Below are 21,510 nucleotides of genomic sequence, written 5' to 3'. Positions count from 1 at the left end.
ATCTTGTTTATCTTATTCATAGCGAAGGGCTTCAATTGGATCAAGCTTAGACGCTTTATTGGCTGGTAAGACCCCAAAGATCATACCAACGCTGGCCGAAACAGCCAAGCTAAAGAGAGCAATCGGTAGCGAGACACCAATTTCTATTCCTTCCATCATATTTTTTAACAAAACACCTGCTAGCGTGGTCAAACCCGCCGCACTTACTAGGCCGATGACTCCACCTAGCAAGGTTAAGATCATGGACTCAATCAAAAACTGTACCAAGATATTAGCCCGTGTAGCTCCCAATGCTTTACGAAGACCAATCTCACGAGTACGCTCCGTTACAGAAACCAGCATGATATTCATAACTCCAGTCCCTCCCACAAAGAGAGAGATTCCTGCGATAGCACTAATAATAGCGGTCATAAAACCAAAGATTTGCTGAACCTCTGCAAAAGCGGCGGTTTCGTCTACAACCTGATATTCTCCCTGCTGTACTCCTGCAATTTCTGTCATCTTGCGTGCGAGTTCTGGCCCCAAAGTCGGAGTTAGACTCGTATCATTCACACGAAAGACAATATTAGAAATTTCCTCTACATTAAAATTAGCTGCTACAGAAGCATTGGTTGTAATTGGTAAGCCACCTACACCAAACATCTTAGCACTCTTAACAGCAGGACTAGAGTAAACACCAACCACACGATAGCTATATCCATTGGCTGAAATGATTTGATTGAGTGCTGCCTGAGGCGAGTCAAAAAGACTTTTAGCGAGTTCTTCATCTAGCAAAATCACACTTGCAAAATCTCGGTAGTCTTGTTCTCTCAGATCCCTACCTGCAATAATTTTATTTTCTACAGCAGACATATAAGTCATATTTCCACCTGTTAGACTTGCTCTCTCTACCTTTTTATCCTTATAGGTCAAAGTAACATTTGTACTATTAGTCACATAATAGCCATCTACACCTTTTAGTTTGGCAGCTTCCTTAACCCACGATTCCTGTGTTTTAGGTGGTTCTACGTGAACATCTTCTTCTTTACCAGATAGTGTCAGTGCAGATTGCTTTTGTGTAAAGGAACCGTCCTTACTTTTAATTGGTGAGAAAAATACCTGAATATTTTTCTGAGATTTTGTCATATTTTTATTGACCTGACGAGACATAGAGTCCCCTAAAGCCATGATGACAACTACTGAAGAGACTCCGATGATAATGCCAATCATGGTCAAAAAGGAGCGCATCTTGTGTGCCATAATAGATGAAAAGGCAAATTTCAGATTTTGCATCTTAGTTCTCCTTTCCTTCCAAACGAGCGCTATCAGATGAAATAACTCCATCACGGATTACAATCTGGCGTTTTGCATAGGCTGCAATTTCGGGCTCGTGCGTTACCATAATAATCGTCTTGCCTTCTTCATTTAACTCAACCAAGAGTTCCATGATTTGGCTTCCTGTTTTCGTATCCAAGGCACCTGTCGGTTCATCAGCTAGGATGATTGAGGGATCGTTAACAAGAGCACGCGCAATGGCCACCCGTTGTTTTTGACCGCCAGACAACTCCGAAGGAAGGTGATGAATACGATCAGTCAACTCTACTTTACTCAGATATTCCTCTGCCAACTTGCGACGTTGGGCAGCTGGAACTCCTGCATAAATCAAGGGTAACTCAACATTTTGAACAGCATCCATCTTTGACAAAAGAAAGAACTGTTGAAAGACAAAGCCAATTTGTTGGTTACGTACCTGTGCCAACTGCTTTTCACCTAGACAGGCCACTTCTTGACCTTCTAGATAGTATTCGCCGCTAGTTGGGGTGTCCAGCATTCCGATGGTATTCATCAGAGTAGATTTACCCGAACCAGATGGTCCCATAATGGCAACAAATTCCCCTTCACCAATCTCCAAATTAATATTTTTCAAGACCTGCAGTTCCTGTTCACCATTTCGATAGCTCCGGCAGATGTTTTTAAGACTAATTAGTTGTTTCATCAGCCCTCACCTCTTTTCCTTCTTCCAAGGAAGTCGTTGGATTACTGATGACTTTGGTTCCGTCTGTCAAACCAGATGTGATCTCTTGGTTTTCTGCGTCAGCATTTCCTAGGCTAACTTCGATTTTCTTAGCCTTATTCTCTTCGTCAACCACCCAAACATAGTTTTTCCCGTCTTCAGTAATGACACTGGTTAAGGGTACGAGGATTGATTTCTTGTCACTTTTAACCTCAACACTAACGGTAAAACCTGGTCTCAAATCACCAATCTCACTCGTTACTTCAATCGTATAAGGATATTTAGAACCAGTATTCCCCCCAGTTATAGCATTCGTTCCTTCTCCACTATTTTTAGGGTAAGCTGAAATAAAGCTGATCTTCCCTGTCCAAGTTTTATCTTGGTAAACCTTGGAAGAAAAGGTCACTTCTTGGCCAACAGAAAGGTTGGCAAGATTGTACTCAGAAAGTTCTCCCTTGACTTGTAGATTGTCGTTACTTACTACATGAACCATCACTTGATTTGCAGCAGTTGTGGACTTCGATACATTGCGATTAACTTCTACAACTGTACCTTCTAGTGTACTCAAAACCTTTGTTGCGTCCAATTGGGCCTGCGCCTTTTTAAGTTGCGCCTCTGCATCAGCACGACTATCACGAGCATCACTAATCTGAGAATCTATGGAAGAGACAGAAGAACCCTGCGTTCCATCATCATATTCTTCCGAATCAGCTAGAGTGTTGTTTCGTGATTCCTTCAAGTCATTGATACGACGATCAGCCTTGGCTATGGCACGGTTAGCTGCATCATAAGCAGACTGCGCTTCTGTGCTGTTGTATTTTACGAGTGCTTGTCCTTTGTCAACCTTATCTCCAACAGAAACCAAGATTTCATCCACCTCACCCTTACTTGCATCCAAATAAACATATTGTTCATTTTTTGCGGTGACGGTACCAGATAAAAGAACAGAGGAGGCAACTGTTCCTTCCTTTGCGACTACGAGATGCGATGTGTCATCCTTACCGGCAGCCTGAGAGGGCTGTCTAAATAGCAAAATACCCACTGCACTGGTTATAATAATACTTGCAGCACCAATAGCTGTGTATAGTTGCCATTTTTTAGTTTTCTTATTCCCCTTCATCACAAAACTCCTATTTTATTTTCAATACAAAGACTATTATAGCAAATTTACCTACTCTAAACAATGATTGTTCAGAGAGAAAAGAGAACAATTCAGGAAATGAGCCTTATTTTCATTTAATTTATGCAGAATTGTACTAGTAACATCATACACCTTATTTCTATATTTAGCAAGTGATTTCTGCTATTTCTTTAGGGCGTAGCAGATTTTTGCATTCAAAAAATAAAAACGATAGAATATGACTATCAAATCTATAAGGAGTTTTCTATGAGAGAATATGATATCATCGCCATCGGTGGAGGGAGCGGTGGCATTGCCACTATGAACCGCGCTGGCGAACACGGTGCTAAAGCAGCTGTTATCGAGGAGAAAAAATTAGGTGGAACTTGTGTCAACGTTGGCTGTGTTCCTAAGAAAATCATGTGGTATGGAGCGCAAATCGCTGAAAGCTTCCACCACTACGGTCCTGACTATGGGTTTACGAGTTCAGATGTTCAATTTGATTTCGCAAAACTTCGTCAAAACCGTGAAGCCTACATCGACCGTGCTCGCTCATCTTATGATGGAAGTTTCAAGCGTAACGGCGTTGATTTGATTGAGGGTCGTGCTCATTTTGTTGATGCCCACACCGTCAGCGTTAATGATGAATTGATTCGTGCAAAGCATATCGTGATTGCGACTGGCGCTCGTCCAAGCATCCCAACTATTCCTGGAGCTGAACTTGGTGGTAGTTCAGACGATGTCTTTGCTTGGGAGCAACTTCCTGAATCTGTTGCGATTCTTGGCGCTGGCTATATTGCAGTTGAGCTAGCTGGTGTTCTCCACGCGCTAGGAGTAAAAACGGATTTGTTTGTCCGTCGTGATCGTCCCTTGCGTAGTTTTGACAGCTACATCGTGGAAGGTCTTGTCAATGAAATGGAAAAAACAGGCCTACCTTTGCACACGCATAAGGTACCCGTCAAGCTCGAAGAAACTGAGCAAGGCATAACGATTCATTTTGAAGACGGTTCTAGTCACACTGCCAGCCAAGTTATCTGGGCTACTGGTCGCCGTCCAAATGTAGATGGTCTTGAGTTAGAAAATGCTGGCGTTACACTTAACGAACGTGGATTTATCCAAGTGGATGAATATCAAAATACAGTTGTAGATGGTATTTACGCCCTTGGAGACGTTACTGGTGAGAAGGAACTAACCCCAGTAGCCATCAAGGCTGGACGTACCCTATCTGAACGCCTCTTCAACGGCAAAACAAATGCCAAGATGGACTACACGACTATCCCTACTGTTGTCTTCTCACACCCAGCAATCGGAACGGTTGGTTTGACCGAGGATCAAGCCATCAAAGAATACGGACAAGATCACATCAAAGTCTACAAGTCAAGCTTTGCATCTATGTACTCAGCCGTTACAAACCATCGTCAAGAATCTCGCTTCAAACTCATCACCGCCGGTGCTGACGAAAAAGTTGTTGGACTTCACGGACTTGGTTACGGAGTGGATGAGATGATTCAAGGATTCGCTGTTGCTATTAAGATGGGAGCAACCAAGGCAGACTTTGATGCTACAGTAGCTATCCACCCAACCGCTTCAGAAGAATTTGTGACCATGCGCTAATTGTTGAAAGAGACCTCAAGAGGTCTCTTTTTACATGCAAAATCGGCTGTTACAAAATTGTTACCTTGGTTTCAAAAACAGGTTGACTTTTCTTCCTGAATTAGTATAATAGTTACTATAATTTTGAAAAGAGGTTAACAGTTTTGAAAAAAGCTCATATCTATGCTATCCCTGCTATCGGTGCTGCTCTCATCGCCGTATTGGCTCAAATCAGTCTCCCTATCGGTCCTGTCCCTTTCACTCTACAAAACTTTGCGATCGGTCTGATTGCAACTGTTTTTAGACCAAGGGAAGCCGTCCTATCTGTTGCTCTCTATCTCCTGCTGGGTGCCATTGGTCTACCTGTCTTTGCAGGGGGAGGAGCTGGATTTCACGTTTTAGTTGGTCCAAGCGCAGGCTATCTCTGGTTCGACCTTGTCTATGCAGGACTTACATCTTATCTCATCCATCAAAATAGTGACCATATCCGCATTTTCCTAGCCAACCTCTTGGGCGATTCCCTTGTCTTTGTCGGAGGTATTCTTAGCCTCCACTTCCTTGCTGGTATGCCACTTGACAAAGCACTTGCTGTTGGTGTCCTTCCTTTTATCCTCCCTGATCTTGGTAAGATCATTGCGATTAGTTTCATTGGTCGCCTACTATTACAACGACTTAGGGGACAAGCATACTTCTCAATTTAACCTAAAAAGGATACTGAGTCAAAAACTCAATATCCTTTTATTGATTTCCTTTAAAAGCATCCACCATTACTTGAAATTCTTCATTTGTAAGAGTGATTCCTTTTCCCATTTTGGTATGATCAGGGCTCCAAGTCCGAATATCAAACTTTGCTGGTGCGCCATTAAAGCTGACTCGATTTAGTTCTTTTGTCCATCCTTTTTCATTTTCAGACAAGGTCAGTAAGTGTTCTTCGATTTCAAATGTAAATTCTGCCATTTTTAACTCCTTTTTGTGATATGCTTTCTCTAGTCTATTCGTAAAATCTTGTGGATTTTAGGAAAATTTTATATAATATGGTTATATAAGAGGGGAGATGCCTATGAGATATACATTCAAGCAAGTCTTAGATAAGATACAAGACTTTCTCAGTGGACATGATGAACAAGATTATTCTGAAAACGACTCCCTCATTGCTACAATTGAACAGGCCATCCAGAAAAAAACGGCTGTTCATGTCATACTTGCTGAGACAAGTTTTACAGGTGATATTATCAAATATGATAGCAGCCGTCAGCAGATTATTGTCAAAAATTTTACAAAAAATGTGACACGTATCATCCGAATCACTGATATCAAAAGACTTCGTTTCGTCCCTTCAACTGTACAAACAGCTCAGAAAAATAGATTTAAGAAAGAGTGAGATGTTTTTCATCCCACTCTTTTTCTTAACGAATTTGTTCAAAATGCAGGTGGACTGCGATATGGTCTCCGTAACCACTTCTCTCCAAATCGCGTTGTAAGCGGTAAGAAATGTAGTGTTCTGCGATGGTGATATATCCTGCCCCCAACAAACGATTTTCAACCATTGATTGGATCATGCTAATGGTCGCACGTTCTACTTTTGCTTCTTCCAAATCCAAGACTACTTTTTTAGTGACTTGAGCTAGGTTTTGACGTAGGTCATCTGTCAAAACATAAACAGTCTGAGCCGCTTTTAGAACAGCTTGGTAGATTTTATCTGGATCAAAGTCTGCAACTTCTCCATTACGTTTGATTACTTGCATAAGGTTCTCCTTTATTCTTTGTTTTCTCTGATTTCAGCCAGCATTTTTTCTTCTTCTGCTGTTAGTTGATAGTTTTCTAGCAAATCTGGTCTGCGCTCGTAGGTTTTCTTTAAACTCTCATAAAGTCGCCACTGGCGAATCTTCTCATGGTGCCCACTCATAAGCACATCTGGAACCACCATGCCTCGATAGTCATAAGGACGTGTGTATTGAGGATATTCGAGCAATCCCGAAGAAAAACTATCGTCCTGATGACTAGACTCCTTGCCAATCACTTCAGGAATCAAGCGAACAGTCGCATCAATCATAGTCATAGCCGCCAATTCACCACCAGTCAAGACATAGTCTCCTAGAGAAATCTCATCGGTTACCAAGGTCTTGATGCGCTCGTCATACCCTTCGTAGTGACCGCAGATAAAGATCAGTTCCTCTTCTTTGGCCAAATCCTCAGCATAAGCCTGATCAAACTGTTTTCCAGCAGGATCGAGAAGAATGACGCGGGGATGTTTCTTTTCAATAGCATCAAAGGCATCGAAAATGGGTTGGGCTCGGAGCAACATCCCCTGACCGCCTCCGTAGGGCTCATCATCAACATGACGAGCTTTTTCAGCGTATTCTCTGAAATTATGGTACTGGATATCCAAGAGCCCTTTTTCTCGAGCCTTTCCAACGATTGAGTGCTCAAGCGGAGAAAACATCTCAGGAAAGAGAGTTAAAATATCAATCTTCATCATCTAGTCCTTCTAAGATTTCCACTTCGACCCGCTTGTTTGGAATATCAACATTGAGAACTACTGGCGGAATGTAAGGTAAAAGCAAATCACGCTTGCCTTTTCGCTTGACCACCCAGACATCATTAGCACCTGGTTGCAGAATCTCCTTGATAGTTCCAATCAAGTTGTCTCCCTCGTAAACTTCCAAACCTATAATCTCGTGATAATAGAATTCTCCATCATCTAAGTCGTTCAAATCTTCCTCAGCAACCTTGAGACTATAACCCTTGTACTTCTCAATCGCATTGATATGGTACATGTCTTTGAATTTGATAATGTCAAAATTCTTATGCTTACGGTGGTTAGCGATGGTCACTGTTTGAACAAACTGATCTTTTTCATCAAATAAAGCCAGTTCTGCCCCTTTTTTAAAACGTTCTTCAGCAAAATCCGTCACAGACAAGACTCGCATCTCACCCTGCAGACCCTGCGTATTGACGATTTTCCCAACATTAAAGTAGTTCATCTTGTCTCCTGCACTCTCCTTCTTTCCATCTTATTCTGACAATTCTCGAATAATAGTCGCAATTTTTTCTGATTCTGACCATTGTAAATAGTGGTGATTCCCTCCCAAAATGAGTTTAGTATTGGAAGTCCAATATTCTGAGTCTCTGTACTCTTTTTCTCTATAAGCCTGACAAAAAATAAATACAGGGACATGAGCTTCTATAGATACATTCTCAAAATCTTCCTCAGTAATCTCTCCAGATATTCGAAATTTTGTATCTTGATTTTCCAACTCTGAGCCTTTTTCTTGCATTATTTTCCAGATTTCTTTATTCGTTTCAGGACTAAATGTTGCTTGAGTTAAGTTCTTAAAATAAAGTTCAGGACCACACTCGTCAATCAACCTCATCTGCTCTTCCATTTCTGGATAGGGATTTTCTGAAAAATCAGAAAACATTACTTTTTTAGTTGTTGGTTCAATTGCTAGTAAAGCCTGACACTTAATTGATTTGTTGAGCAATTTGCAAGCTAAAATTCCACTCAAACTATGTACACAAAGTATATATTCAGAAATCGCCAATTCTTCAAGTACTTCATAAACCGCGTCTATAAGATTGTCCAGATTTTTTCCAGATTGGTCATGAATCGGACTCCTACCTGTGTTTGGAAAATCAATTGTCAAATAACCAATTGTGGAAGGAAGTTTTTCAAGTATAAGTGAAAAATTTTCATAACTTGGTAGCAAACCTGCGCCATTTAAACAAACAAGCACTTTCTTTTGCTTTTTATAAGTAACAGAGAGACTGCCAATTTTTGTAGTTACTTCAAACCGTTTCATAAAGAAATCCACTCATTCTATAACAATGATTTATTAAAAACCCTTATCCTTTATTTTATCACGTTCCAGGGATTTTCACAAGTTGGATAGGTCCTATCTTACAAGGCTACTACCTCTTCAAAAAAATCACCAACTATCTGATTAAACTCTTGAGGATGGTCATTCATCGGTTGGTGTTTGCTGTCTGAAATCGTTACTTGATGCGCATTGGGATTTAGAGCAATGATACCATCATAGATTATTTTTAGGTGTTTGGGAAAATCATTTTCTCCTCTTACTAATAGCATGGGAGGATTTCCTTTATATCCTTCTATCTCATGGACTGCCAAGAAACCTGTGATTCCAAGGTTCAAGAAAACATCTCGCCCAGTTTCTATAATGGCCGTCTTGACCAATTCTCTTGTGATAGGGTTATCACTACACATTTTTGAGTTCTTATCAGCAATCACCTTCCAAGGAATCGTTTTGTACATAAGAGAACTATATTTGATTCGACCTCTTTCTTTATCTGATAGGTAACGATGCTGTCCCCAACTATCTACCATGACCAAGGCTAGGACTCTTTCTGGATGGCGATAGGTGTACTCTTGAAGTGGATTTCCTCCCCAAGAATGACCAACCAATATCACCTTATCTAGCCGGAAATAAGACAAAATAGCATCTACATCTTGAACAGCGCCTTCCAGGTCGGGTAGGCCAACTTTCATAGGTGATTCACCCTGCCCTCTAACATTGACAAAGTAAAGGTCAAATCCATCAAAAGCATCATACTGGTGGGCCCACATCTGACTACGTCCACAAGCTCCATGATAAAAAATAATGTGTCCTTTACTTGCGTTTCCAGGACGATGATAAACAACCAAATCACAATCTACGACCGCTATAACGTGACGTTTCAACATCTCGGGTTCTCTGTTATAAAAAGCAATAGCTTCAGCAATATCATTTGGCTTCATTTCTATACTCTCTCCTCTTTATCCTAATATCATTCTTTTTATCTATTTTATCATGCTATATTAAAATCATGGTTTTCTAAACTTAATTTCATTAAAAATTTTGAATTTTCTGTACAAAATAGATAAAGAAAAAGACTGCTAAGCAATCTTTACTTTTTTCTCATCAGATTCATGCCTAAAATTCCAGCAATAATCAAAGTTGCTCCGATGACATGGTAGCTATAAATCGGTTCGTGGAGGATAAGAGCCCCAGCTAGAATGGTCAAAACTGTTCCAAGATTACCAAAGACACTGACGGTTGATGCTCCAAGTCGAACAATAGCATAGATAGATAGACTACCAGTCACGATAGAGGCTAGAATTCCCAAATAGAGGATGGAAAGCAGATAGGGTAGCTTTCCAAGCGGCTCTACGTAGGCTAATATGTTCCCCTCTAGATAGTGCGAGGTCAGACTCAGCGTATTAAAGGTGACGAAGCCAACAAATATCACAACAGCTGTCATATCCATGGCCCGATAGCGGCCTCCTTTAGCCTTGCTGAGAATATTGTTTATCGCATTGGCGAGAACAGATCCCAACATCAAGAGAAAGCCCAAACTAGCAGTTTCAGTGCTAAAGTTTGCTCCTTTGCTAAGGAAGATGAAAACTACTCCTGCTACGGATAAAATTAAAAAGAACTTTTGTAGCAAGCTTGTCTTTTCCTTGAGAAAGACTGATGCTAAAAGGAGAGTAAAAATCGGGACAAGCGCTTGTAAAATTCCCGCTTCAGAAGACGATATATACTGTAAAGCAAAGGATTGGAAAATAAAGAAGAGGAGTGGATAGAAAAGACTCATAGGCAGAATTGAAAGAATATCTTTTCTACTTAAACTCACATTGATAAGTTTTGTTTGATGAAGGATGACCAATACCAAAGCAGCGATTGTATAGCGATGTGCTAAGTTTGTGAGAGGACTGGCATAGCCTAAAGCAATCTTAGTAAATAAAAAAGAAAAACCAATGATGGCTGAAAAGGATAAAGCAGCTAGGTATGCTTTTGTTTTCTCGTTCATAGATTGTTACTCCCTTTAAAAATAGCTATTCTCAAGATTAATTGACTAGAATTCTTTGAGACTGTCTATCCATTTTAGCATAGTAAAATCCTAGATGCTATTTCTAGGATTAGTATTTTATGCCTTCTTTCACCGTTTATCTATTACATTAGCTAAAAAGGATTCAGCCAGTCTGATCTGCTTTTCTCGTTCTTGTCTCACAAGTTCTAACTTGTCTGCCTCTTGGAGATTCCTTACTTTGATAGCATAATCCGCGGAAACGATGGCGTGTCCTCTCATATGGGCTGTTGAAATAGCTTGTACAAAGACTCTGGCAGCGTACTTAGCGATTTGATTTTGGGCATTTTTAGAGAGGAGATTTGCTGTGAAACCTACCTTTCTCAGCTCATAAGGTGAAATCTCATTTCTTAATCGCTCATCAAAAGCCTCATAAGCTTGCCGAATTATTTTATTTTTCTCACCTTCATCACCGATATCAATTAAAGATAAGAAATCTCGCGAGTTCTCTAATGCCCATCGAGCTAGTTCTTTCTGAGGAAGTCTATCCAGTATTTGTTCTAGTTCCAATCTTTTCTCAGAGTCGTCCCAAATGGCAACTTTGTAAGGACTGGGTAAGTGATTCATTTTAGTCTTATAGGCAGTTCGTTCAAACTCATTCCATGCATAATCCTCTGGTCTCATTGCTTTCTCATTCTTTCTTACTATCTAGCGTAAGCTAGGAGAAACCTTTCATATTAGTGAAAAGAGATTACTCCTAGTTCTCTTGGAAGTTATCCAAAAATTCTTCCAAATCTCGTTCATGCTGATACTTAATGGCAGCCTTCTTATCTTTCTCAAAGATGGTTTTGGTTAGGTCAATATCGTTGATGGTCGCAATTGCGACAGTGTAGTGAATGATATCAGCCAGTTCTTTGGCTAGTTCTTCATTTGAGTCCTGGACACCCTCTTTTCGACCAGAGCGCCCATTCAAGACCTCGGCTACTTCTCCGACTTCCTCCACTAACTTGATAAAGAGGCCTTCCTCAGTTCGAGATTGCTGGTAATGATCTAGTAAGTAAGCTTGTAATTGTCTAAACGTTAAATCCTTCATCTTCTCTTCCTCACAAAAAAGCGAGACATCTGTCCCGCTTTTTTTATTTTTCATCGATAACGATTCTTACTTTTTTGTCTTCAGTTGGGACAGAGTAGACAATCGTTCTTATCGCTGAGATAGTGCGACCCTTACGACCGATAACACGACCGACATCGCTTTGGTCAAGATCCAAGTGATACTCCAAAAACTCTGGTGTGTCTTCAATCTTGATAGTTAAGGCATCAGGTTGTGAAATCAAAGGTTTCACAATCGCAATAATGAGATTTTCAATCGTATCCATCTGTCAACCTACTTTAAACTTATTTTGAGAATTTAGAATCGTGGAATTTTTTCAATACGCCTTCTTTTGAAAGGATGTTGCGAACTGTATCTGAAGGTTGAGCTCCATCAGCCAACCATGCAAGAACGCGGTCTTCTTTCAAAGTCACTTGGTTTTCAGCAACAAGTGGGTTGTAAGTTCCAACTGTTTCGATGAAACGTCCGTCACGTGGTGAACGTGAGTCTGCTACGTTGATACGGTAGAAAGGTTTTTTCTTAGAACCCATACGAGTCAAACGGATTTTAACTGCCATTTTTTAATGTCTCTTTTCTTATTTTTTATTTCGGTGAAATAGCTAAGCTATTTAGCACATGTTCTATTATAACAGATTTTCGAGAGGTGTCAAGAAAAAAACTTGACAGAGTTAAAAATTTTTAAATTTTTTAGAAATTTATTAGACTAATAGAGATAAATTAGAAAGAAAAAATTTATGAATACTACTTTTGATAACTACCCTGTCAAGCCCTATATCTCTCTTAATCGTGATGTCGAAGCTTGGCTACTAAATCTCAAGCCCGTTCCTAAATGACACATGGACCTATTAGCAGATGATTTACTAGCAGGAGATATCATTCTCCTATGGAGAATCAACTTTGGCACTTTTACAACCGAAACATGATTTTAAAAACTCCCATTCGAATATGATTCAAAATTCGCTTAAAATCAATGTTTTCCCACTTTTTCAGAAAACAAATTTTCATCTAATTTAAATAACTTTCAATTAAATGGTGTGAACCATGAAGTGTTGTAAATGCTGTATTGTAGCTAGTTTTTAACGTTTAGAAAACTACCTAGCTTTACGAGCTTTCTTAAAATCTGGTTTGGAAAGTATGCGTTTCAGTTGGACTAAAAACAGCGAAATATCAAGGATTTTAAGAACGATATCTACTAATTAATTTATAAAATATGAATTAATAGATTCTAAATAGGGGAATAGTTTAGGTCTGTAATCATTAAAATAATACACCTAACTTTGGTCACCGTTTTTTAGTTATTCACTCTTTTTTCAGATAGTGTTTTTAAAGTTATGATGTAAAATGCCGCAATTAAAACACTATACATCATAATCGGAGGATAGAGAATTAAGGATAGAATCAATCCCACTCCTTTAATTATTAGGTCAGGTATCAATAACTTTCTATATTGTGCGGTAGCTTCAAGTAATTCTTTCTGATCTATATTGGGTTTATCAATTACTTTATGTAAAAACCAGTTTGCTACCGTTGAAACAATAACGATCAGTCCATAAAAGAGCTGTGCCGTATGGTTCATGAAATGACTACTAACGATTCCAGTAGCATAGGGCATAAATGAAACAAAAAATAAAAGAAACAAATTCCACCAAACAATTTGTGGGGAAATTTTCTCAACCTTTTCCCATAGTGTGTTTAGTGCCATCCATAACGATCCTAACCAGAAAAAGGAAAGAAAATAAGCAAAGAAATTTTGCCGTAAATCCCAAAAAGCTTGAAGACTTGGTGTCGTTGGTTTTTCTAATTCTAAGATTAGGATAGTCATTATAATTGCTAGAACCGCATCTGTCAATGCAATTAATCTATCTTTCTTCATCAGATTACATCACCTTTCATTTTGTAGCATTCTATCTCATCGTATAATATTTATTAATCTTAAATATTAGATATTCATTTCATACTTTGAGTACAAACAAGATACACTAAAAAACATGTATCTGTCATATTTTATTTAACTTTAGAAATATTCATCCATCTAATTAATAAATATATCATATTTCACAATAAATGACTACTATCAAAGATACATTTTCTTTCAAATTCCTCCCTTTTCAACTTGGCTAACTTGAGCTGCATTACCTAGGTCGATTTGCTTTAAATTATACTTTTTTCTTAAACATTTGATACGAGTAGGTATTTCTTATGGGAAATTTTCATCAAAAAATTTCATATATAATCCCCTATAATCATGGAAAAGTAGTAAAAATAGTTGTTATCCTAGTTGATTAAAAAAATCTCTGATTTCCTCATCTTTTATAAAATAATATATAATTTTCCCCTCTCTTCTAGAGTCCAAGATGTTTTGATTGGCTAGTTTACGAAGATGGTGGGAGGCAGATGCCATACTGAGATTTAGTAAACAGGCTATATCGCAGACACAGAGTTCTTCGACGGCAAGGAGATAAAAGATGATATTTATCTGTTTATTATCGGTAAATTTTGATAAAATGCGAAGTGATTTTTGGACTTTTTCCTTTTCAAGGTAGTTCGTTGCGGTTGTAACATTTTGTTGATTTATAATATTCACTTGGCAGATACTATCTTTTTTCATAATTTTTTCTCCTAGCCGAACACAGTCCTTAGCATGTCAAAGCTGTTGTTTTCAATCAGAATATACATCCCCAATCCTAAATAAACAACGGCAATAAACCATCTGCTATATTTTTCCAAAGTTTCTCCAACAGAAGGGACTTGTGCCAATTTTTGGGCAGAAAAAACCAAGAGATAAATCATGACTAGAAAGGTAAGTAAAGCCACTATCAAATTCGCTAAATTTAAGGTAATAAAATATGGGACAAAAACACCAATATTGTCAGCACCACAACTTGCAAAAGTAATCATAGCGACTAGAAAAATCAGGTTTTTATTATCTTTGCGCAAACCATCTTTTGCAATAGCTTCTCCATCAGAATCTCCTAAAAGCAAAACTTTGAGCCCTAGGAAAATTGGAATCAAACCGAGCAAACCTAAAATCTCTTTACTAGGAATATAATTTAAGACAAATGCAAAAAGTAAACTTAGCAATATTAGACTAACAGAGCCTAGAAATTGTCCTAAATAGATGTTAATGATGTCTTTTCTGCTTTTTCTTTTGGCAAAAAATAACATTAGGATAATAAGTAAGTCTACGGCTGTCCCAGAATACAGGATTATTGAAGTAACAACATTTTGAATCATAAAACACCCCATTCAAATATATTTTTGAATGAATTTTAACATTAAACTTTGTAGATGTCAACTTCAGCTCCATCAAAGTATAGATAAGAAGGTAGAGATTGGACTGAAATATAGTGAAATGTATTAAAATTGAAAAAAGAAAAAACGCTTGAAATCAGAGTTTTTCTTATGTATTGATTCGTATTGAATGCTTACTTCACTTCTGTAAAAATTAACTTCTACACCTACAAAGCTTATTCTGACAGACTTTATAATAGTCTAAGAAAAAAGTAGGGATTCATACAGTATCTAGATTTTCCAAAAATTCTTTATCATCAAATATTATTAACGAAACTATTCAAACCAAATCCGATGCATTGCTTCAAAGAATTCTTTAGTTGTTTGACTAGCGAAGGCTTTTATTAAAAAATTTTTTCAAATAATTGTCTCATTGACACATAAATTCTTGCTTTCCAAATTGAAGTGTGATATATTTATAACATAAAGATTGTTAAATATTTCTAACATAAGGAAAGGAGTCTATCATGAAAAAAAGTCAAAAAACGGGTGGCCTCATTACAATGATTTCCGCAGCTCTCTTTATTGATTTTACTGTTTTATTTGGTTCTAATCTTAGTTGGGGACCCAAGTTAGTTATTGCTGGTATTTCAGTGTTAGGGCAGATTGTAGCTATTTGGGGCTGGCTACATATGAAACCATGGCCTCATAAGAGTCAGAAAGGTAAGGGAAAGATTATTTTTGACTTGTCTGCTAAGCTTTACACGATACTTTTGTTTGCAGCAAGCATTTTTTATACAGTAGGGATTTGGGTTGCGACCCCAAGCGAAAGTCCTGGTATTAAAGAATGGATTTTGGGAATTGGCCTCGTTATTGAAGTGATTGTATTTGGTTTTGTCTGTTTGAAAAATGTCAAGGAAACTCCGGACGAACGCTTTTATGCTAATTTAGCCAAGGCAGCTAGCTTGATGTTTGTTTTTATACTAGGCGCACTGATGATCCTAGCAGTTATCATTGGGTATATGGGGTCTCTCACTCTTTACATGGGCCAAATCTTTATTAGCATAGCTGCCTTGATTTGCATATTTGCGGTTGTCTATCTTATCTTAGAACGGAGAGGATAAGCATGACCAAAGAAAGCAAGATTATTACTAATCTCAAATCTGTTCGTGAGTCCACAGGCATGACCCAGAAGGAGTTAGCCGACCTCATCGGCATGCGACGCGAGACAATTCTGCACTTGGAAAATAACCGTTACAATCCTTCGCTGGAAATGGCTCTTAAAATTGCTCAAGTTTTTAATCTGAAAGTAGAAGACCTCTTTGAACTCAGACAGAAAGAGGAAGCATAATTCTTTTCGAGACCTGGTTTCCTAAATACTTTGAGTACACTTATGATATTGATACCCCAAAGCATCTAAAAACTCTGTGGAAAAAGGTTATGCTGTCATTAAGACAGCTTTTGATTCACTTAACCATCTAAATGCCACCACAAAAAAGAATATTCTGAAAAGCAAGGGAATGACAGGACTGTCTAAGATGAGGGCTCCAGATTTGGACCAATCCCTTCGTGACAACTTTTCAGAAGAAGAATTAGCAAGTTACTTTTCAATTCGTGGTTACAAATTGACTCCAAAGGGAGAGCAGATACTGGAACAGTACCAGGACATTATCGACCGTCATCCAAAGAAAAATCTCTAATCAAGCGACTTTCTGGTCGGCTTCCTCTTAAACTACCTTGTCACAAATATTTGAAATCCACTTCCTTTTAGGGTACAATGATAGAAATGAATTTTTGAGAGGAAAACAATGAAAAAACTAGCAACCCTTCTTTTACTATCAACTGTAGCCCTTGCTGGATGTACTAGTATCCAACGCAGTCTGCATGGCGATGACTATGTTGACTCTAGTATCTCAGCTGAAGAAAGTTCTAAAGCAGCTGCTCAGGCTGCCAAAGATTTGAATGACGCTTTAACCAATGAAAATGCCAACTTCCCTCAACTTTCTAAGGAAGTTGCTGAAGATGAAGCCGAAGTCATTCTCCACACAAGTCAGGGTGATATTCGCATCAAACTCTTCCCCAAACTAGCTCCTCTAGCAGTTGAAAACTTCCTTACTCACGCTAAAGATGGCTACTATAACGGCATCACCTTCCACCGTGTCATCGATGGCTTTATGGTCCAAACTGGAGATCCTAAGGGAGATGGTACAGGGGGCCAATCTATCTGGCATGATAAGGATAAAACGAAGGACAAGGGAACTGGTTTCAAAAATGAAATCTCTCCTTACCTATACAATATCCGCGGTGCCCTTGCTATGGCTAATACTGGTCAACCAAATACCAACGGTAGCCAGTTCTTCATCAACCAAAACTCTACAGATATCTCTGCTAAACTCCCTACAAGCAAGTATCCAAAGAAAATCATCGAAGCCTATAAAGAAGGTGGAAATCCAAGTCTAGACGGCAAACACCCAGTCTTTGGCCAAGTCATCGACGGCATGGATATTGTTGACAAGATTGCCAAGGCTGAAAAAGATGAAAAAGACAAACCAACTACTGCTATCACTATCGATAGTATCGAAGTGGTAAAAGATTACGATTTCAGCAAAAAATAAGCCATCAACAGATAAGGAGACGATGACATGATTTTATTTTGGGGTTCTAAAGGTTATCAGAAAGATTTGGGACATACGCAAACTGCGATCGAATGTGGTCACTGTAACAATGTCGACACGTGGGAAATTGTTGAAACAGGGCGCAAATTTACCCTCTACTGGATTCCACTTTTCCCTTATGGTAAAAGTTACTTCGTTTCTTGTCCGATTTGCCACTACGGTAAAGAAATTGAGAAATCTGAAGTTGAAAACTATTTAAATTACTAGTCAAAAAAGCCAAGTCATTTCGACTTGGCTTTTTTAGCGCTTTTAAGTTAGCTTGTTAAAGTCCCAGATTTGGTTCATCCAGCCTTCATAGAAGTCTGGCTCGTGGCAGACCATGAGGATACTTCCTTTATATTCTTTAAGAGCCCGTTTGAGTTCGTCCTTAGCATCCACATCCAGGTGGTTGGTCGGCTCGTCAAGTACTAAAACGTTGTTTTCACGATTCATCAAGAGACAGAAACGCACCTTGGCTTGTTCCCCACCTGATAGGACCTGAATTTGACTTTCGATATGCTTGGTTGTCAAGCCACAGCGAGCAAGGGCAGCCCGAACTTCTGCTTGGTTGAGGGCTGGAAAGGCATTCCAGACTGCTTCTAGAGGTGTCTGACGATTGCCCCCCTCCACTTCCTGCTCAAAGTAGCCAAGTTCAAGGTAGTCGCCACGTTCAACTTCTCCAGCGATTGGTGGAATTATCCCCAAGAGAGACTTCAAGAGGGTTGTTTTCCCGATACCATTTGCCCCGATAATGGCAACCTTTTGATTTCGTTCAAAGGTAAGGTTTAAGGGTTTGGTGAGTGGACGGTCATAACCAATCTGCAAGTCCTTAGCTTGGAAGATAAAGCGCCCAGGTGTACGAGCTGGTTTGAAATCAAAGGATGGTTTTGGCTTCTCACTTTGAAGTTCAATGATATCCATCTTATCCAATTTCTTCTGACGGGACATGGCCATGTTTCGTGTAGCAACACGGGCTTTATTTCGGGCAACAAAGTCCTTAAGGTCTGCAATCTCTTTCTGTTGGCGTTCGTAGGCTGCCTCTAACTGAGATTTCTTCATAGCATAGACTTCTTGAAACTGGTAGTAGTCTCCAGAATAGCGAGTCAATTGTTGGTTCTCCACATGGTAGACAATATTGATCACGTCGTTGAGGAAAGGAATATCGTGCGAAATAAGGACAAAGGCATTCTCATAGTTTTGGAGATAGCGTTTGAGCCAGTCAATATGTTCGGCATCCAAGTAGTTGGTTGGCTCGTCCAGCAACAAGATATCTGGCTTTTCAAGGAGAAGTTTAGCCAAGAGTACCTTGGTTCTTTGTCCACCAGACAAGTCTGTTACATCTGTATCCATACCATAATCCATGACACCGAGAGCACGCGCTACTTCATCAATCCTGGCATCCAAGGTATAGAAATCACGACTTTCCAAACGGTCTTGGAGTTCGCCAACTTCTTCCATCAGCGCATCGATATCTGCTCCCTCTTCAGCCATCTCCATATAAAGATCATTGATACGAGCTTCTGCTTTAAAAAGCTCATCAAAGGCTGTACGGAGAACATCACGTACGGTTTGGCCTTCTTTTAGCACAGCGTGCTGGTCCAGATAGCCAGCGGTCACATACTTAGACCACTCAACCTTCCCTTCATCTGGTAGCATTTTACCAGTCACGATACTCATAAAGGTTGATTTCCCCTCGCCATTGGCACCGACTAAACCGATATGTTCTCCCTTGAGGAGACGGAAGGACACATCTTCAAAAATTGCACGGTCACCAAAACCGTGACTCAGATTTTTAACTTCTAAGATACTCATTCTAATTCCTTATCTTGTTTTTATGCAGTAGTTTATAGAGGAGCCAAGCCAGATAGCCTCCCAAGGTATTGGTCCACAAATCATCAATTTCAAAGACGCGATTAAAATCAAAGAAAAAGTCTAAGAGTAGTTGCGTACACTCGATCCCCAGGCTCAGTAGAAAACTGAGAAGGAGGATTTTTTTCGTTTGTCGTAAATTTGGACAGAGATAGATCAGTTGAAAGACCAGTGGGAAAAGCAAGAAGACATTCAAAATGTTCTGCAAAAAGATCCAAAGGACTTGTCCCAAACTGGTCACTTCACCCAGATTCCAAAGGGAGTTTAAGGGAGTTAAAAGAAAAACCAGGCGTCCAAAAGTTTGAATACCTGGAGTTTCCACTCCTGTAGGAAGTTGAGGCTGGGGAGTAAAACAAAAACAGACAATGCATAGACTATAAACAGCCACTCCCAATTTCAAGATTAATTCTCTTTTTTTAGTCATTTTATGGATTTACCGCTGCAACTGCCTTCTGGCGATCACGTTTCATTGTATTGGAGCGCAATTGTCCACAAGCTGCATCAATATCTGTACCATGCTCTTGACGGACAACACAGTTAATCCCTTTTTTCTTGAGGGTATCATAGAAGGCCATCACGCGTTCTTTAGGACTACGGCTATATTGGTCATGTTCACTAACTGGGTTATAGGGAATCAAGTTGACATAAGACAATTTCTTGATGTTCTTGAGCAATTCAGCTAACTCCAAGGCTTGTTCAACACCGTCGTTGACTTCATTGAGCATGATATATTCAAAGGTCACACGGCGATTGGTTGTTTCGATATAATACTCAATAGCTGCAAAGAGCTTTTCAATCGGAAAGGCACGGTTAATCTTCATGATGCTTGAGCGCAATTCATTATTGGGTGCGTGAAGAGACACAGCCAGATTGACCTGTACGCCTTCATTAGCAAAGTCACGAATTTTATGGGCCAAACCAGAGGTTGAAACCGTGATGTGACGAGCACCGATTGCCATCCCCTTGTCATCATTGATGGTACGGACAAAATTCAAAACATTGTTGTAGTTATCAAATGGTTCACCAATTCCCATAACAACGATATGGCTGACACGTTCATCCTGACCACGTTCATCAAAGTATTTCTGAACTAGCATGATCTGCGCTACGATTTCCCCGTTATTGAGGTCACGTTGCTTCTTGATCAAGCCTGACGCACAGAAGGTACAACCAATATTACAACCGACCTGAGTGGTCACACAGACTGACAAACCGTAGTGTTGACGCATGAGTACTGTCTCAATCAACATGCCATCTGGCAACTCGAAAAGATACTTAACGGTACCGTCAGCCGACTCTTGTACGATACGTTGTTTCAATGGATTTACCACAAACTGCTCATTGAGCTTGACAATCAAATCCTTGGAAAGGTTGGTCATTTCTTCAAATGACTGGACACGTTTACGGTAGAGCCATTCCCAGATCTGATCTGCCCGGAATTTCTTTTCTCCTTGTTCTAATACCCATTCTTGCATGGTTTGACGTGTTAAACTGTAAATGGACGGTTTCATCTCTTCTCCTTATTCTCTATCTATTTCTGACGAATGACAAAATGGCGCTGTCCCTTATCCTCTTTCTGAGACTTTTGGTCCTTGTGACGACGTCTATTTCTCTTATCCGCATTTGATTTTCTCTTGTTTTGCGAAGGTTTCTTTCCTCTTCTAGGAAGGTTTTCCTCTTCCTTTTTACGCATTTTCTTGTCAAATGAAGCCCGCTTAGGTTCTTGGTTTTCTAAGACAAAATAAGCACAACCATAACTACAGTACTCCAAAAGATAATCTTGTAAGCGACTGATCTTTTCAATTTTTTCCTCTGTTCGGTCATCTTTGTAAAAACCACGTAGGCGAAGCTGTTCATTGCTCCAGTCCCCCACGACATAATCAAACTTGGTCAACACTTCTGAGAAGCGTTGATTAAAGACTGTCACATCGAAGGCATCCTTGATATTTTCAACCAAGGTAAAAGCAATTCCTTCAGTCTCAACCTTATCCCCATTTACATGAAATTCTGGGCCAGGAAACTTGTTATAGTTGTATAATTCAGGTGCAATTTCTTTACGCATAGTCTTCCTTTTCCACGATTACTTAACACTCTATTTTACCATAATTTCTAGCAGTTAGCACGTTTCTCA

29 protein-coding genes and 1 pseudogene are annotated in these 21,510 nt (G+C 39.4%); 9 read left to right on the top strand and 21 right to left on the bottom strand.

The genetic code is table 11. The annotated features are described in order from the left end of the window. Positions 1-12: 12 nt before the first annotated feature. From EJF26_RS01575 to EJF26_RS01565, 3 genes are read right to left on the bottom strand one after another with little or no spacing between them, the layout of a single operon-like run. Entirely contained in the window at positions 13-1,272 is a 1,260-nt protein-coding gene (locus EJF26_RS01575; RefSeq protein WP_001180413.1) for an ABC transporter permease, read from the bottom strand. A gap of 1 nt (position 1,273) precedes the next feature. Then, the gene (locus EJF26_RS01570) at positions 1,274-1,975 is read right to left on the bottom strand and encodes an ABC transporter ATP-binding protein (RefSeq protein WP_000811476.1); all 702 of its coding nucleotides are present in this window, start codon (positions 1,973-1,975) and stop codon (positions 1,274-1,276) included. Then, complete coding sequence (locus EJF26_RS01565) at positions 1,959-3,113, bottom strand: efflux RND transporter periplasmic adaptor subunit (RefSeq protein ID WP_000677996.1); 1,155 nt, start codon at positions 3,111-3,113, stop codon at positions 1,959-1,961. Before EJF26_RS01565 ends, EJF26_RS01570 begins: the two co-directional genes overlap by 17 nt. Positions 3,114-3,380: 267 nt before the next feature. Between EJF26_RS01565 and gor the strand changes: the two genes are divergently transcribed. Both gor and EJF26_RS01555 read left to right on the top strand, forming a co-directional pair. Further along, positions 3,381-4,727: a glutathione-disulfide reductase gene (gene gor / locus EJF26_RS01560; RefSeq protein WP_001209553.1), complete on the top strand. Its 1,347-nt coding sequence runs from the start codon at positions 3,381-3,383 to the stop codon at positions 4,725-4,727. Between the two features lie 143 nt (positions 4,728-4,870). Further along, a complete protein-coding gene (locus EJF26_RS01555; RefSeq protein ID WP_000709013.1) occupies positions 4,871-5,407 on the top strand; it encodes a biotin transporter BioY in 537 nt (178 codons plus the stop codon). 37 nt (positions 5,408-5,444) lie between these two features. Here the strand turns inward: EJF26_RS01555 and EJF26_RS01550 are convergent, their stop codons facing one another. Next, positions 5,445-5,663, bottom strand: coding sequence for a YdbC family protein (locus EJF26_RS01550; protein WP_000807436.1), 219 nt, complete (start codon positions 5,661-5,663; stop codon positions 5,445-5,447). A gap of 103 nt (positions 5,664-5,766) precedes the next feature. Between EJF26_RS01550 and EJF26_RS01545 the strand changes: the two genes are divergently transcribed. Beyond that, positions 5,767-6,087: a hypothetical protein gene (locus EJF26_RS01545; protein WP_025168938.1), complete on the top strand. Its 321-nt coding sequence runs from the start codon at positions 5,767-5,769 to the stop codon at positions 6,085-6,087. Between the two features lie 25 nt (positions 6,088-6,112). Here EJF26_RS01545 and EJF26_RS01540 read toward each other — a convergent pair whose 3' ends face one another. From EJF26_RS01540 to rpsP, 10 genes are all read right to left on the bottom strand, one after another. Further along, complete coding sequence (locus tag EJF26_RS01540) at positions 6,113-6,451, bottom strand: ATP cone domain-containing protein (protein WP_001196053.1); 339 nt, start codon at positions 6,449-6,451, stop codon at positions 6,113-6,115. An 11-nt stretch (positions 6,452-6,462) separates the two neighbouring features. Continuing rightward, positions 6,463-7,182, bottom strand: a complete 720-nt coding sequence (gene trmD, locus EJF26_RS01535; protein ID WP_004246690.1) for a tRNA (guanosine(37)-N1)-methyltransferase TrmD — start codon at positions 7,180-7,182, stop codon at positions 6,463-6,465. Continuing rightward, complete coding sequence (gene rimM, locus EJF26_RS01530) at positions 7,172-7,690, bottom strand: ribosome maturation factor RimM (RefSeq protein WP_001105882.1); 519 nt, start codon at positions 7,688-7,690, stop codon at positions 7,172-7,174. Before rimM ends, trmD begins: the two co-directional genes overlap by 11 nt. A 30-nt stretch (positions 7,691-7,720) precedes the next feature. After that, on the bottom strand, positions 7,721-8,509 hold the full coding sequence (locus tag EJF26_RS01525) for an alpha/beta hydrolase (RefSeq protein WP_000819212.1): 789 nt from the start codon (positions 8,507-8,509) through the stop codon (positions 7,721-7,723). A gap of 98 nt (positions 8,510-8,607) precedes the next feature. Continuing rightward, positions 8,608-9,465 carry an alpha/beta fold hydrolase gene (locus EJF26_RS01520; RefSeq protein ID WP_000803905.1) on the bottom strand — a complete coding sequence of 286 codons (858 nt, stop codon included), beginning with the start codon at positions 9,463-9,465 and terminating at the stop codon, positions 8,608-8,610. A gap of 149 nt (positions 9,466-9,614) precedes the next feature. Then, complete coding sequence (locus EJF26_RS01515) at positions 9,615-10,517, bottom strand: DMT family transporter (RefSeq protein ID WP_001003367.1); 903 nt, start codon at positions 10,515-10,517, stop codon at positions 9,615-9,617. A 129-nt stretch (positions 10,518-10,646) separates the two neighbouring features. After that, positions 10,647-11,198, bottom strand: coding sequence for a putative immunity protein (locus EJF26_RS01510; RefSeq protein ID WP_001247194.1), 552 nt, complete (start codon positions 11,196-11,198; stop codon positions 10,647-10,649). Positions 11,199-11,271: 73 nt separating this feature from the next. Beyond that, positions 11,272-11,607, bottom strand: a complete 336-nt coding sequence (locus tag EJF26_RS01505; protein WP_004246501.1) for a MazG nucleotide pyrophosphohydrolase domain-containing protein — start codon at positions 11,605-11,607, stop codon at positions 11,272-11,274. 43 nt (positions 11,608-11,650) lie between these two features. After that, entirely contained in the window at positions 11,651-11,890 is a 240-nt protein-coding gene (gene kphA / locus EJF26_RS01500; protein ID WP_000379617.1) for an RNA-binding protein KphA, read from the bottom strand. A gap of 19 nt (positions 11,891-11,909) precedes the next feature. Next, positions 11,910-12,182 carry a 30S ribosomal protein S16 gene (rpsP, locus tag EJF26_RS01495; protein ID WP_000268760.1) on the bottom strand — a complete coding sequence of 91 codons (273 nt, stop codon included), beginning with the start codon at positions 12,180-12,182 and terminating at the stop codon, positions 11,910-11,912. A 177-nt stretch (positions 12,183-12,359) separates the two neighbouring features. Here rpsP and EJF26_RS01490 point away from each other — a divergent pair. Continuing rightward, a pseudogene (locus tag EJF26_RS01490) lies at positions 12,360-12,548 on the top strand (hypothetical protein). 368 nt (positions 12,549-12,916) lie between these two features. On the opposite strand, the gene EJF26_RS10460 reads toward EJF26_RS01490, so the two are convergent. The 3 genes from EJF26_RS10460 to EJF26_RS01465 all read right to left on the bottom strand — a co-directional run bounded on the left by EJF26_RS10460 (position 12,917) and on the right by EJF26_RS01465 (position 14,859). Next, positions 12,917-13,498 (bottom strand): TMEM175 family protein, encoded by a 582-nt coding sequence (locus EJF26_RS10460; protein ID WP_000711074.1) that lies wholly within the window; start codon positions 13,496-13,498, stop codon positions 12,917-12,919. A gap of 396 nt (positions 13,499-13,894) precedes the next feature. Then, positions 13,895-14,233 (bottom strand): Cd(II)/Zn(II)-sensing metalloregulatory transcriptional regulator CadX, encoded by a 339-nt coding sequence (cadX, locus tag EJF26_RS01470; protein ID WP_000711081.1) that lies wholly within the window; start codon positions 14,231-14,233, stop codon positions 13,895-13,897. A gap of 11 nt (positions 14,234-14,244) precedes the next feature. After that, entirely contained in the window at positions 14,245-14,859 is a 615-nt protein-coding gene (locus tag EJF26_RS01465; RefSeq protein WP_000615745.1) for a CadD family cadmium resistance transporter, read from the bottom strand. Positions 14,860-15,383: 524 nt separating this feature from the next. Here EJF26_RS01465 and EJF26_RS01460 point away from each other — a divergent pair. The 5 genes from EJF26_RS01460 to EJF26_RS01440 all read left to right on the top strand — a co-directional run bounded on the left by EJF26_RS01460 (position 15,384) and on the right by EJF26_RS01440 (position 17,738). After that, positions 15,384-15,980 carry a hypothetical protein gene (locus tag EJF26_RS01460; protein ID WP_000749564.1) on the top strand — a complete coding sequence of 199 codons (597 nt, stop codon included), beginning with the start codon at positions 15,384-15,386 and terminating at the stop codon, positions 15,978-15,980. 2 nt (positions 15,981-15,982) lie between these two features. Further along, complete coding sequence (locus EJF26_RS01455) at positions 15,983-16,207, top strand: helix-turn-helix transcriptional regulator (RefSeq protein WP_000159795.1); 225 nt, start codon at positions 15,983-15,985, stop codon at positions 16,205-16,207. 76 nt (positions 16,208-16,283) lie between these two features. After that, positions 16,284-16,556, top strand: coding sequence for a hypothetical protein (locus tag EJF26_RS09740; RefSeq protein WP_004246172.1), 273 nt, complete (start codon positions 16,284-16,286; stop codon positions 16,554-16,556). Between the two features lie 108 nt (positions 16,557-16,664). Then, positions 16,665-17,471: a peptidylprolyl isomerase gene (locus EJF26_RS01445; RefSeq protein ID WP_000731939.1), complete on the top strand. Its 807-nt coding sequence runs from the start codon at positions 16,665-16,667 to the stop codon at positions 17,469-17,471. A 27-nt stretch (positions 17,472-17,498) separates the two neighbouring features. Then, on the top strand, positions 17,499-17,738 hold the full coding sequence (locus tag EJF26_RS01440; RefSeq protein ID WP_000600214.1) for a zinc-ribbon domain-containing protein: 240 nt from the start codon (positions 17,499-17,501) through the stop codon (positions 17,736-17,738). A 42-nt stretch (positions 17,739-17,780) separates the two neighbouring features. On the opposite strand, the gene EJF26_RS01435 is transcribed toward EJF26_RS01440, so the two are convergent. From EJF26_RS01435 to EJF26_RS01420, 4 genes are read right to left on the bottom strand one after another with little or no spacing between them, the layout of a single operon-like run. Continuing rightward, positions 17,781-19,322 (bottom strand): ABC-F family ATP-binding cassette domain-containing protein, encoded by a 1,542-nt coding sequence (locus tag EJF26_RS01435; RefSeq protein ID WP_000025364.1) that lies wholly within the window; start codon positions 19,320-19,322, stop codon positions 17,781-17,783. Position 19,323: 1 nt separating this feature from the next. Next, positions 19,324-19,803: a VanZ family protein gene (locus tag EJF26_RS01430; RefSeq protein ID WP_000163101.1), complete on the bottom strand. Its 480-nt coding sequence runs from the start codon at positions 19,801-19,803 to the stop codon at positions 19,324-19,326. 1 nt (position 19,804) lies between these two features. After that, complete coding sequence (gene rlmN / locus EJF26_RS01425; protein WP_000804769.1) at positions 19,805-20,890, bottom strand: dual-specificity RNA methyltransferase RlmN; 1,086 nt, start codon at positions 20,888-20,890, stop codon at positions 19,805-19,807. Between the two features lie 20 nt (positions 20,891-20,910). After that, complete coding sequence (locus tag EJF26_RS01420; RefSeq protein ID WP_001224368.1) at positions 20,911-21,441, bottom strand: YutD family protein; 531 nt, start codon at positions 21,439-21,441, stop codon at positions 20,911-20,913. Between the last annotated feature and the right edge of the window lie 69 nt (positions 21,442-21,510).

Origin of the sequence: Streptococcus oralis subsp. dentisani, assembly GCF_007475365.1 — a bacterium.
Lineage (GTDB): Bacteria > Bacillota > Bacilli > Lactobacillales > Streptococcaceae > Streptococcus > Streptococcus mitis_AX.
This window is presented reverse-complemented; position numbering and strand designations above follow the sequence as displayed.

What these genes read in the sequence shown, in the direction of transcription:
- EJF26_RS01565 (WP_000677996.1), bottom strand. Translation starts at nt 3,113, where the DNA reads ATGAAGGGGAATAAGAAAACTAAAAAATGGCAACTATACACAGCTATT.
- gor (WP_001209553.1), top strand. Translation starts at nt 3,381, where the DNA reads ATGAGAGAATATGATATCATCGCCATCGGTGGAGGGAGCGGTGGCATT.
- rpsP (WP_000268760.1), bottom strand. Translation starts at nt 12,182, where the DNA reads ATGGCAGTTAAAATCCGTTTGACTCGTATGGGTTCTAAGAAAAAACCT.
- EJF26_RS01420 (WP_001224368.1), bottom strand. Translation starts at nt 21,441, where the DNA reads ATGCGTAAAGAAATTGCACCTGAATTATACAACTATAACAAGTTTCCT.
- cadX (WP_000711081.1), bottom strand. Translation starts at nt 14,233, where the DNA reads ATGAAAAAAGATAGTATCTGCCAAGTGAATATTATAAATCAACAAAAT.
- EJF26_RS01520 (WP_000803905.1), bottom strand. Translation starts at nt 9,465, where the DNA reads ATGAAGCCAAATGATATTGCTGAAGCTATTGCTTTTTATAACAGAGAA.
- EJF26_RS01510 (WP_001247194.1), bottom strand. Translation starts at nt 11,198, where the DNA reads ATGAGACCAGAGGATTATGCATGGAATGAGTTTGAACGAACTGCCTAT.
- EJF26_RS01440 (WP_000600214.1), top strand. Translation starts at nt 17,499, where the DNA reads ATGATTTTATTTTGGGGTTCTAAAGGTTATCAGAAAGATTTGGGACAT.
- trmD (WP_004246690.1), bottom strand. Translation starts at nt 7,182, where the DNA reads ATGAAGATTGATATTTTAACTCTCTTTCCTGAGATGTTTTCTCCGCTT.
- EJF26_RS01570 (WP_000811476.1), bottom strand. Translation starts at nt 1,975, where the DNA reads ATGAAACAACTAATTAGTCTTAAAAACATCTGCCGGAGCTATCGAAAT.
- EJF26_RS01545 (WP_025168938.1), top strand. Translation starts at nt 5,767, where the DNA reads ATGAGATATACATTCAAGCAAGTCTTAGATAAGATACAAGACTTTCTC.
- EJF26_RS01540 (WP_001196053.1), bottom strand. Translation starts at nt 6,451, where the DNA reads ATGCAAGTAATCAAACGTAATGGAGAAGTTGCAGACTTTGATCCAGAT.
- EJF26_RS01460 (WP_000749564.1), top strand. Translation starts at nt 15,384, where the DNA reads ATGAAAAAAAGTCAAAAAACGGGTGGCCTCATTACAATGATTTCCGCA.
- EJF26_RS01465 (WP_000615745.1), bottom strand. Translation starts at nt 14,859, where the DNA reads ATGATTCAAAATGTTGTTACTTCAATAATCCTGTATTCTGGGACAGCC.
- EJF26_RS01430 (WP_000163101.1), bottom strand. Translation starts at nt 19,803, where the DNA reads ATGACTAAAAAAAGAGAATTAATCTTGAAATTGGGAGTGGCTGTTTAT.
- EJF26_RS01445 (WP_000731939.1), top strand. Translation starts at nt 16,665, where the DNA reads ATGAAAAAACTAGCAACCCTTCTTTTACTATCAACTGTAGCCCTTGCT.
- EJF26_RS01515 (WP_001003367.1), bottom strand. Translation starts at nt 10,517, where the DNA reads ATGAACGAGAAAACAAAAGCATACCTAGCTGCTTTATCCTTTTCAGCC.
- EJF26_RS01505 (WP_004246501.1), bottom strand. Translation starts at nt 11,607, where the DNA reads ATGAAGGATTTAACGTTTAGACAATTACAAGCTTACTTACTAGATCAT.
- EJF26_RS10460 (WP_000711074.1), bottom strand. Translation starts at nt 13,498, where the DNA reads ATGAAGAAAGATAGATTAATTGCATTGACAGATGCGGTTCTAGCAATT.
- EJF26_RS01550 (WP_000807436.1), bottom strand. Translation starts at nt 5,663, where the DNA reads ATGGCAGAATTTACATTTGAAATCGAAGAACACTTACTGACCTTGTCT.
- rimM (WP_001105882.1), bottom strand. Translation starts at nt 7,690, where the DNA reads ATGAACTACTTTAATGTTGGGAAAATCGTCAATACGCAGGGTCTGCAG.
- EJF26_RS01435 (WP_000025364.1), bottom strand. Translation starts at nt 19,322, where the DNA reads ATGAGTATCTTAGAAGTTAAAAATCTGAGTCACGGTTTTGGTGACCGT.
- kphA (WP_000379617.1), bottom strand. Translation starts at nt 11,890, where the DNA reads ATGGATACGATTGAAAATCTCATTATTGCGATTGTGAAACCTTTGATT.
- EJF26_RS01525 (WP_000819212.1), bottom strand. Translation starts at nt 8,509, where the DNA reads ATGAAACGGTTTGAAGTAACTACAAAAATTGGCAGTCTCTCTGTTACT.
- EJF26_RS01575 (WP_001180413.1), bottom strand. Translation starts at nt 1,272, where the DNA reads ATGCAAAATCTGAAATTTGCCTTTTCATCTATTATGGCACACAAGATG.
- EJF26_RS01455 (WP_000159795.1), top strand. Translation starts at nt 15,983, where the DNA reads ATGACCAAAGAAAGCAAGATTATTACTAATCTCAAATCTGTTCGTGAG.
- rlmN (WP_000804769.1), bottom strand. Translation starts at nt 20,890, where the DNA reads ATGAAACCGTCCATTTACAGTTTAACACGTCAAACCATGCAAGAATGG.